We start from the raw sequence: 10,300 nt of genomic DNA on the forward strand, positions 1-10,300 counted from the left end.
TCACCAAAAAGTTTGAACACAGGGCCGGTAAACTCAGCTCTTTCTAAATGGCTCATTTGCTCCAACGCTTAGTGTAATGTAAAAATCTCCTTCGAAAACAATCATCCTCTCAGAGTAGAGGCCGATAAATCGCTATGGACATAGGTAAACAGCGGCCAGAAATATGCCAGCTCCGGCGTGTAGATAAATATACTTGCGGAGCCGCGCTAAGTACTGAGGAGAGGAAGCAGGCAGTGAAACTTTATGAGAATGTGGTTATTGGTAATTTCCTGTACGGACTGGGCGTCTCTGTAGGGGCACAGCTTCGCGGGCATGTATTGCCAGCATCTGTCAATCTGCTCCAGCAGACGCCTGAGGACAAGGCGCTGGCTGATGTCCTGCTTTCCTTTCCCGGCACGCTACGGCTGATTGAGTTTAAATCTGCGGATAACCGCTCTGGTAAAGAGGCAGCCCGCTTCAGAAAGCTCTCTCACGCGCTGGAAAGTGATGCGAGACTGAGGCCGCTTTCTCACCGAATCCATTGGTATGTTGAAACCACGCCTGACGCTCAGGTGGGTGTGAAAACCTACTTTTCGAGCTATCTCATCGCCCTCTCTCAGTCCACCCGTAAGGCTGAGCCTCTGAACCTTGAGAACTTTATTGCACAGACAACACGTAGCATCTTTTCGACTCAGGTTAATGCCGAAGATCCGGTTGCCGTCAGTGACTACCTGAAACTGGTCAGGTGGTGCCAGGGCGTGGACGCAGAGAGCAACGCGGGTGCGCTTATCGTCGTTTGTGACGGCAGCGGCAATCTGAGGTATGTAGAGCTGAAGAATATGATGGAGCTTTCGATGACACATGAGAAATGGCTCCTCTACAGGCATGAAGTAGATCGCCAGACAGAGCTGAAGAGAGAGCAATCATTAGACCACGACAGAGGGATTGAGCAGAGCCTATGAAAAACACAAATTCCGTCAGTGAACACGACATACGCCTCTTTTTTGAGGCCGCAGACAGGCTCCTTCAGGCCGCACAGCAGCAGGGAAAAAAAGCAGACAGAGCAACGTCAGCACTGATTCATTCCGCCACATCTCATGAAAAACAGATGAGAGAGGTCAGAGATGATGTTATCAGTGCCGTTACAGCAATGGCCGACTCAACGGCTCAGAGGTCTGCACGACTTCTGGCGGACCATTTCCGCGAAGCCGATCGGGCCGCAGACGGGGCAACTAACCGCTATGAACGAGCCTGCAGGTCTCTTGGTTGGCGAAGCTGGCTCTGGTTTCTGGCTGCACAGGGGGTTCTGTGCAGTGTGGTCATTGTGCTTATCCTGACGCTTGTTCCCTCACTGGATGAGATACACGAGCGACGCTCAACGCTGGCGCAGCTACATAAGGAGACTGAGGGCTTCCCGTTATACTGGGGAAATTGCAACGTTGACGGCAAAGTCACCCGGTGTTTCCGGACGGATGATAAGGCAGGAAATTTTACGTCTGAAGATGGCAGCACCTGGCACGTTCCATGGCAGAAACCTTAGGCCAGGCAGGGCTTGGGATAAACGCATCGGTACCCTGCCTGCAAAAGACTCCAGGCCCGACAGAATTTCTCAGTGCCATCGCCTGAATTTTCGGAGATGAGAGTGCGACGTCAAAAAAAAGAAAAATCCCCCACAGGTTTTCCTATGGGGGCTTCACTCAGGTGCGGCTGCTGTGAGCGAGCAGCGGAAGTACGAAATTGTTGTTCTCACCGCCAAGAGGCATTACTAACATTTCCGTGTCTTAATCAATGGAAGCAGATCACTGTTGGGTCAGTTAACAGAGGAGGAATACAATGTTAATCCACTTAGCTTTCATAACGTCCGAAGGCATTTTGATGTTTTAATATTTATTTTGTGCTAAGACCTTTTGGACTACTTTTTTTCTGCATATAATGCACATATCCTTTCATAATAGGTTAATAAAACATGGCAATATTAGACTATAAGGTTGGTGATATTCTTTTAATCAACAATAAAAGCAAGATGCAAAGTTTTAATATAAATGGTCAAAGATTAATCAGAAAAACAAAAAATGTGAATGCTACACATGTGGCGCTTAGCCTAGGTAATGGGATTTTTATACATGCTGATGCTGCAACTGGAGTAGATCTCGTTTTTTTTGCGGATATTTTAGAGCAATCAGATGGCAAATGGCGTGTGATAAGACCACCCTTCATAAATGCTGAAAATGAAGAGACACTTAAGAAAGAAGCCATCTATCATTTTAGTAAAGCCTACAATTATGGTTTTTTAGGTCAAGAAAAATATGATGCTTTATTTTGCTCGCAACTAGTAGATAAGGTGTTTCAATCTTTAGGTTTTCACCTTTTCAAACATACTAATGCATTCCCAGTAGATTTCGAGAATTTATCTAATAGTTCCCAAGATTGGATTGACGTTACCAAATTTTATAGTGATGGTTTAACCGACAATACTTTTAAGTTGCTTCGTCCTCAGTATTTTTTACGAAAAACCATGGTGTCTATAAGCCAAAGGCAGAACGCAGCAAGTAACGGAATGATAAATACATTAAAAGAAATGGTCAATCTAACAAATTCTTTACCAGAATATCAAAGAGAGAAGGTTGACCTAAAGGATATTGAAAGTTCTATAAAAGAACTGGAGGAGGAGATTGGAAATCGGCTATATAATTTCTGGAACGATGATTTAAATGACTTTTCGAAACGTAATAGTTAGTAATCATTGAAGCAATGCTCATTACCAGTGCACATGAACTGGCATCCGGCAGGACCTTTGCCAGCACAGCCTCAGGAAAGCCGCCGCTGAATACAACCCGTCCGCCGAGTTTTTTATCCTGCGTCCGGTAACTTTAATATCCGGATACACGTAATGCACCAGTGAAAACAATGACTGCTGGTAACATTTCAGGGACATGCCCTCCCGGATAAGCGTAAGCTTTCCCGGACGCGCACTCAGCGCCAACCTCTCCTTAATCTCCATCATTCATTTTCCTCATTCTCCCCCGCGAGAACGCGGGGGAGAATAAAAAACATAATTAAAAATAAAAACCAAAGGTTAAAAACTAAAGACTAAACGCTAAAGCCCCCTGACGACACAGCACGTAGCCCGTTGCGTTGACGTAGCCGCTGTAGATGCCGCCATCGCCCAAGAAAACGCCGTAGTAGTCGTTGCCTAAGCTCGGCTCCGACGACCAGTAGAAGTTGCCGGAGAATCCCGCGCTGGATTAACCCGACATATTGCACCATTTGTTCCACAGCGCTCCGGTGCTCCGGGGCCTTGTTGCCGTATAATCGCTATGAATTGACATTTGTGCTGCTGTCGGCTGGTGTAACCCGACTGCGATGAGCAGTACGTGTTCGTGTTGGACCAGTTCATTATGGTGGACCCATTATTTATGAACCAGTTCTTAAGCGTGAAACTGTACTTGAGACGATGTGCTGTCTGTTTTTTATCCACGCATTTCGCCTGAGATCCGAAAAAATAAAAGCGGAAATGATGCGCCTGCTGTTCGATCTGTATCAGTAACTGATACGACATCTACTCTCTTCATCTGTCATTTTATGACTGATATAGTGGTCTGAAAATTCATTGATCAGAGAGATGCATGGAACTTCAGACAAGGCTCGTTTTTATTGACACCTCTGCATACGAAACAAAAAAACTTCAGTTCGGGCATTTCGTTCTGAGCAGGCTTCAGCAACTCGTAGAAGAAGAAAAAATTCACCTACTCATCACAGATGTGGTTCGCGCAGAAATTGAGAAGCATCTAAAAAAATACGCAGAAGCGGCGGTAAAGGAGCATAAAAATTTCCGTAAAAAAGGGAGTTTTTTATGTGTTGCTGATGAGGTTACAGGGGGCGGTCTTTTCCCAGAGATCAACGCAGAAGCTGTACTTAACGCGGCCATGGGCAAATTCCGGGCGTTAGTGGATAACCGGTTAACTGAAACCGTGTCTGTCGCTGATGTAAATCCGAAACAAATATTTGATGATTATTTTTCAGGTGCCGCGCCCTTTCACCGGGAGGCGAAAAAGTCAGAGTTTCCGGACGCATTTTCACTTGCAGCTATAGATGCAGTGGCAAGAGCACGTCAGAACAAAGTGTATGTCGTCAGCGACGACGGTGATATGGAGGCAGTAGCGGCAGCTAACAATAACTTTATTCATCTTAAAAGCATCGATGTGCTTCTTGATCTAGTTAACAGGAATGATGAAGAGTTGGCTGAACTTTCAACGTTTGCCGACAGTATTCTCGAGCAACTGAAAGAAGACGTGATAAGAATGGCCCGGGCACATCTAAATGACGCAGAATTTATGCCCGTATCGTCAAGCGAATACGATCCTGAGATCTATGAAATAGAGATATCTTCAGTGAGCATTGATGAAGTGCAGCTGATTGATGTCAATAAAGATAACGCCACCTACGAGATCACTTTCAAGGTTAATGTAACGGCCGCATACGATTACGAAGATTACTCCGGCGCAGTCTGGGATAAAGAAGATCGTGTGTACTACGGCGTTGAGGTCTCCAATGACACCTATCGTCATCAGGAACTGTATACCGCGTCTCTTGAGATTGGATTTGTGGACGGAATAAGGGCAAATGCAGAGATTCATCTGCTGAGTTTTGATGACAGTATCTTTAGCCTTGATCTGGATACTGCAGAACATATTGAATATGTGCCGGTTGTCTCGGCTGAGCCCCAAAATCCTGATCTCTTCTAAAGCCACCTCTTTGCGCTGCCCGCAGTCATTGTAGGCTTGACCAGCGCGAACTGGCCGGAGAAGGGAGAAACCGACTATTAAAACGGGTATTGGCAGTTTTTTCCCCTTCAGGCCAGCGCCTCGTTCTTCTTGACCATAAAAAAGGCTCCTGACGGAGCCTAATGGAATGGTTTTGAGGGAAACAGGTTTGACCCAGTTTAGACCTGATCGATATACCCTGTCAGAAATGGTTTCTCTTGATGGCCTGCTCTACTTCACCAACCAATTCTGAGAATTTCTCTTCTTTTACGATACGGTCGATGCGCTCTTCAATCTTGTCGCGATCACACATAAGCACTGCCATGTCTGACAGTTTCAGAGCCCGATAATTTCCGTCTTCCGAACTCGTTCCATGATACCGGAGTTGCAGAAGCAGTTTAAGAAACGCCTCATCTTCGCCAGCCATGCTGTCAACCCACCCCTTTACAGCCTCATTTCCGCTGATATCACGCCATGCCCATATATAAGAACTCAGAAGAGGAAAATCTGGCAAATGACTGGTGATATCGGGGCGGTTCAACCTTTTCGCGAGGGAACCACGCAGTTTATCTATTTTATCCGCCTCCATCCATGACTCCTGCTGATACGGGGCCTAGTCACCGACCAGCCCGTGCTGCCAGAGCAGATGGCGAAAATATTCTGCAATCCAGTACCAGGCGCGGCCTTCCATGACCAGTTCTGTCAGTACTGCCATGTTTTCTTCAGAATCATGCTGTTGCATCCTGATAATGAGCCGATCAGCCACGCCGTTCGTATCAAGATCATGTGGCGCAAACCTGTGGTTGTCTGCCCTGTATCGCTCCAGCAATTCATCTCCGTAGTTAAATAAGAACTGCAGCAGGCCCCTGCATTCTGCAGATGTCCTTGTTTCTATCAGCGGAGCGGTCAGTTGGGTCAGAATGTGTTCAAACCAGGTCCGGGTGGAGTACTTCTTGATTTGTATATAGCCGAGCAGCGTATCAGCAAGTTCCTGTTGCTGACCGGGATGAGCTGCAATCTCGAATAATTGGTCGAAGATCGTCGGCGGAAGGACGTTTTGCGGGGCTGAAAAAGCGAAATAGTTGCGCCAGTAAGCCTGACTACCCAGGCGCTTACTTGCCGTCATCATCACACTTTCCTGTTCGCTGGTCTTCGCGAATACTGATGTGAATGAATGTAAGGCGTTTTTTGAAAGGCTTTACCAGACGCTGTCTTCAGCGTTCCGACAGGTTATGACTATTTGGAACTCCGCTTTCTGTCTTAAAACCATGGAATGATATGCCTGTAATCTGGCTCGACTGAACGGAGGTCAAGGACATGCCGAAGGTCCGCCCCTGGCACAAAGCGGACCGCCTGAAGCGTTGCGAGGTCTGCTATGAGCGAAAGGTGGACGCCCGCATAGCATTAAAAGGTGTCCGATATTTTAAAGTGGGCAGATTACTTAACACGCTTCCCCGTTTCGCCAATGACTTTCTCACCATCCTCTTTGGTAATTGCTCCTTTCTGACGTTCCGGAATGATATTGCTGGGCGGCGTCCTGCGGGCTAATCTCCAGAGCCGAAAGACCAGACACAGCAGTCACGGGCTGGATAGTGTTACCGATAGTCTGATCGAATACCTGACCGACGTTAGAGGCCGGGTCGGTACTGACGCTTTCCCAGTTCAGCCAGACGTATAGCCGTTGCGCAGGAAATCGAAGTTTTGCCTACACCTCCCTTACCGGTGAAAAACAGGTAAGACGGGATATTCTGTAAGAATTTCATATGTCCTCCTGACACATTCAGCAACAGGAAGTATTACCACCACAGCAGCTGGTGGGAGCTAACCCTACCTTCTCCAGCGGAATACCGAACCAGCGAGCCAGCTCAGCACGTTTTGGGTATCGCCCTGCCATCACCGTTTCACCGTCCAACAGCAGTAGCGGAAGCCCTTCTGCTCCAGATGCTTCGAGGAATGCTTTCGCTTTCTCATTTTGAACAAAGCTAATGGGCTGCTGCGCCAGGTTGTAACGTTCAACCTGTACACCACGTCCTTTCAGCCACTGCACATCAGCAGAAAAATCAACCAGAACCTGATCGACATCTGAGCCACATACGCCGGTACTGCAGCACATTGCCGGGTCAAACACCGTTAACGCCTTCATTCTGAATACATCACATTCGTAAAATCATATATGTTCAGGCAAATTTTTTAGATACAAACAGCCTTACCGCTACCAGAACAGTTTGCCGATGCCAGCTTACGGGAGATGGCCTGTATGTCGTCCTGTTGGCTTAACCAGGCCTGCTCAATCACCTGAGCAGCCCAGGAAGGAATATGCGGAGATAAGCGGTAATGAACCCATTTCCCCTGCTTGCGATCCAGCAATAGGCCACTTTCCCGAAGCATTGCCAGATGGCGGGAGATCTTGGGCTGTGACTGTTCTAGCGCAGTGCAAAGGTCGCACACGCACAGCTCTCCCATCTCTCTGAGCAGCAGTACGATCCCTAGACGGGTTTCATCGGAGAGGTTTTTGAAGAGTTGTAAGGATGTTAGTGACATCTGGCCTCCTGTCCTATTGAAGTTAGGATACTCCCATAAGGACCAAAATCAATATTCACATTCAAAAAAACATATGTGTTATTTAGAAGGATTTTTTTGCTAACGATCAATAATTACGGCTAACACACTAAAATCTAGTGAATTAAAGTGTTATACAGTTCCTAGAATACACACTTCATTGTTGGTTTAGCTGGCTTATGCGCCAAGGAATAGAATGTGATAAAAAAGATTAAAATCTCAGGTTACAGAATCTACAAGCAATTGATTTTAGAGCCAAATCCAAAGCTCAACCTGATCGTTGGGGGGAATGAGGTTGGAAAATCAACCCTAATGGAAGCAATAGCCTTAGCGCTAACAGGCAGAATCAACGGAAAAGGAGCTAATGATGAATTAAATCCGTATTGGTTTAATACAGAGCTAGTCGCTGATTTTGTTGAAAGAAGACAAAGAGGTGAAAACATTATCCTACCCGAGATTAAAATTGAGCTCTTTTTTGATAATACGCCAGAATTACAAAATCTATGTGGAGCTATTAATAGCGACCATCCAACAAATGCATGCCCTGGTGTATTATTCCATGTACTGCCCAATAGTGAATATAATGAGGAGATAGAGCAATGGCTTATAAGCCCTACTAAAATATTACCTGTAGAATTCTACCGTATAGAATGGCGTTCTTTTGCTGATGAGAAACTTCTCAATAGGCCTCGGCAATTAACAACTGCCATCATAGATTCTAAAACTGTTAGGTCCTCCACATCAATCGACTATCATTTAAGGCAAATAATTAATGATCATCTTGCTCCAATAGAAAGGGCAAAAATATCCTTATCGTACAGACAAGTTAAAGCATCTATGGCCGGAGGTGTACTTGGTGATATCAATGAAAGAATAAGTAAATTAAATGCCTCATTACATGATAAAACCATCATTTTAGATATGGATCAAAGTAGTCGAACCTCTTGGGAAGGCGTTGTATCTCCTCATGTCAATGAGGTCCCTTTTTCTATGTCTGGGCAAGGTCAACAAGCTGCCATCAAAATTTCTCTGTCTATGGGTCGTCACGCTGAAAAGACAAAATTTGTGATGATAGAAGAACCAGAGAACCATCTTTCACATACCAGTTTATCAACACTACTTTCTCGAATCGAAAAGTTATCTAGTACTAGTCAGCAATTGTTCATTACAACGCATAGTACTTTCGTATTGAATAGACTCGGACTAGATTCGTTAATTTTAATTGGCAATGAATCCGTAAGCAGAATCAATGGCCTATCTCCAGATACTGTTTCTTATTTCCAGAAACTGCCTGGTTACGACACACTCAGAATGGTCTTGGCAAAAAGAGTGGTATTGGTCGAAGGCCCATCTGACGAAATAATTTTCGAACGTTTTTTCAAAGATACATACCAGCTGCGCCCTATGGAGGTCGGTATTGATGTTATAAGCATGAGGGGACTATCACTAGCAAAATGTTTGGAGTTATGTGCCGCTCTCGATAGGCCTGTTGCCTCTCTCCGAGATAACGATGGAATTTCACCAGAAGATCTTGCGCTCCCAGTTCAAGGATGGCTGAAAAAAAACAGAAGAGAGCTATTTATTGGAAGTGTAGTTACAGGGACAACATTAGAGCCACAACTAATTCACCACAATGGTGAAAAGTTACTTCGTGAAGTATTAAACATAGAAGATAGAGCAGATCTTTTAACATGGATGAGTAGAGAAAAAACAGAGGGGGCCTTGAGAATTTCGGTCTCAAAAAAGGCACTCACACCACCTAAATACATGAGCGATGCTGACCTGCCCCCACGATTAGATACAACACTCAGTTAGTAACGTCGGAATCTTCATTCTCAGAATGACCCTTTCTCCAGCCCGCTGCAAATTCAGACGGTGTCTGATAATTCAGCGTGGAGTGCGGGCGGCATTCGTTATAATCCTGCCGCCAGTCATTAATAATTTTCCTGGCATGAACGATATCGCTGAACCAGTGCTCATTCAAACATTCATCGCGAAATCGTCCGTTAAAGCTCTCAATATATCCGTTCTGCGTTGGCTTGCCCGGCTGGATTAAGCGCAACTCAACACCATGCTCAAAGGCCCATTGATCCAGTGCACGGCAAGTGAACTCCGGCCCCTGGTCAGTTCTTATCGTCGCCGGATAGCCTCGAAACAGTGCAATGCTGTCCAGAATACGCGTGACCTGAACGCCTGAAATCCCAAAGGCAACAGTGACCGTCAGGCATTCCTTTGTGAAATCATCGACGCAGGTAAGACACTTGATCCTGCGACCGGTGGAAAGTGCGTCCATGACGAAATCCATCGACCAGGTCAGATTGGGCGCCGCCGGACGGAGCAGCGGCAGACGTTCTGTTGCCAGCCCTTTACGACGTCTTCTGCGTTTTACGCCCAGGCCACTGAGGTGATAAAGCCGGTACACGCGCTTATGATTAACATGAAGCCCTTCACGGCGCAGCAACTGCCAAATACGACGGTAGCCAAAACGCCTGCGCTCCAGTGCCAGCTCAGTGATGCGCCCTGATAAATGCGCATCAGCAGCCGGACGGTGAGCCTCATAGCGGCAGGTCGACAGGGATAAACCTGTAAGCCTGCAGGCACGACGTTGCGACAGACCGGTCGCATCACACATCAACATCACGGCTTCCCGCTTCTGGTCTGTCGTCAGTACTTTCGCCCAAGAGCCACCTGAAGCGCCTCTTTATCCAGCATGGCTTCGGCAAGCAGCTTCTTGAGTCTGGCGTTCTCTTCCTCAAGCGACTTCAGGCGCTTAACTTCAGGCACCTCCATACTGCCATACTTCTTACGCCAGGTGTAAAACGTGGCATCGGAAATGGCATGCTTGCGGCAGAGTTCACGGGCGGGTACCCCAGCTTCGGCTTCGCGGAGAATACTGATGATCTGTTCGTCGGAAAAACGCTTCTTCATGGGGATGTCCTCATGTGGCTTATGAAGACATTACTAACATCGGGGTGTACTAATCAACGGGGAGCAGGTCA

At 46.5% G+C, this 10,300-nt stretch carries 10 protein-coding genes and 2 pseudogenes; 5 read left to right on the forward strand and 7 right to left on the reverse strand.

The features are described 5' to 3' along the window. Nucleotides 1–233 precede the first annotated feature (233 nt). From OGY06_RS09755 to OGY06_RS09770, 4 genes are all read left to right on the forward strand, one after another. Nucleotides 234–941, forward strand: coding sequence for a hypothetical protein (locus OGY06_RS09755; protein WP_248248497.1), 708 nt, complete (start codon nt 234–236; stop codon nt 939–941). Beyond that, complete coding sequence (locus OGY06_RS09760) at nt 938–1,519, forward strand: hypothetical protein (RefSeq protein WP_275147873.1); 582 nt, start codon at nt 938–940, stop codon at nt 1,517–1,519. Before OGY06_RS09755 ends, OGY06_RS09760 begins: the two co-directional genes overlap by 4 nt. A gap of 426 nt (nt 1,520–1,945) precedes the next feature. Continuing rightward, on the forward strand, nt 1,946–2,716 hold the full coding sequence (locus OGY06_RS09765; protein WP_116360910.1) for a YiiX/YebB-like N1pC/P60 family cysteine hydrolase: 771 nt from the start codon (nt 1,946–1,948) through the stop codon (nt 2,714–2,716). 889 nt (nt 2,717–3,605) lie between these two features. Next, nucleotides 3,606–4,724: a PIN domain-containing protein gene (locus OGY06_RS09770; RefSeq protein ID WP_119921935.1), complete on the forward strand. Its 1,119-nt coding sequence runs from the start codon at nt 3,606–3,608 to the stop codon at nt 4,722–4,724. Between the two features lie 220 nt (nt 4,725–4,944). Here OGY06_RS09770 and OGY06_RS09775 read toward each other — a convergent pair whose 3' ends face one another. The 6 genes and pseudogenes from OGY06_RS09775 to arsR all read right to left on the reverse strand — a co-directional run bounded on the left by OGY06_RS09775 (nt 4,945) and on the right by arsR (nt 7,283). After that, on the reverse strand, nt 4,945–5,331 hold the full coding sequence (locus OGY06_RS09775; protein WP_275147872.1) for a hypothetical protein: 387 nt from the start codon (nt 5,329–5,331) through the stop codon (nt 4,945–4,947). Nucleotides 5,332–5,355: 24 nt separating this feature from the next. Next, complete coding sequence (locus tag OGY06_RS09780) at nt 5,356–5,871, reverse strand: hypothetical protein (RefSeq protein ID WP_232943512.1); 516 nt, start codon at nt 5,869–5,871, stop codon at nt 5,356–5,358. 308 nt (nt 5,872–6,179) lie between these two features. Further along, nucleotides 6,180–6,266 (reverse strand): annotated as a pseudogene (locus tag OGY06_RS09785) (arsenate reductase); the annotation flags it as partial. Beyond that, nucleotides 6,256–6,505, reverse strand: a pseudogene (locus OGY06_RS09790) (ArsA-related P-loop ATPase); the annotation flags it as partial. The pseudogenes OGY06_RS09785 and OGY06_RS09790, both read right to left, overlap by 11 nt. Before the next feature lie 17 nt (nt 6,506–6,522). Next, a complete protein-coding gene (arsD, locus tag OGY06_RS09795) occupies nt 6,523–6,885 on the reverse strand; it encodes an arsenite efflux transporter metallochaperone ArsD (RefSeq protein ID WP_116360907.1) in 363 nt (120 codons plus the stop codon). Between the two features lie 47 nt (nt 6,886–6,932). Beyond that, the gene (gene arsR / locus OGY06_RS09800) at nt 6,933–7,283 is read right to left on the reverse strand and encodes a transcriptional regulator (protein WP_248248500.1); all 351 of its coding nucleotides are present in this window, start codon (nt 7,281–7,283) and stop codon (nt 6,933–6,935) included. 216 nt (nt 7,284–7,499) lie between these two features. On the opposite strand from arsR, the gene OGY06_RS09805 reads away from it, so the two are divergent. After that, a complete protein-coding gene (locus OGY06_RS09805; protein WP_286605203.1) occupies nt 7,500–9,116 on the forward strand; it encodes an ATP-dependent nuclease in 1,617 nt (538 codons plus the stop codon). On the opposite strand, the gene OGY06_RS09810 is transcribed toward OGY06_RS09805, so the two are convergent. Beyond that, nucleotides 9,109–10,229 (reverse strand): IS3-like element ISSen4 family transposase gene (locus tag OGY06_RS09810; protein ID WP_103015411.1). Its coding sequence is split into 2 segments (ribosomal slippage): nt 9,109–9,971 and nt 9,971–10,229, totalling 1,122 coding nucleotides; the frame shifts between segments, so codons are not numbered across the junction. The genes OGY06_RS09805 and OGY06_RS09810 overlap by 8 nt on opposite strands. Between the last annotated feature and the right edge of the window lie 71 nt (nt 10,230–10,300).

Source organism: Citrobacter sp. Cpo147, from assembly GCF_030332405.1.
Taxonomy (GTDB): Bacteria; Pseudomonadota; Gammaproteobacteria; order Enterobacterales; family Enterobacteriaceae; genus Citrobacter; species Citrobacter portucalensis.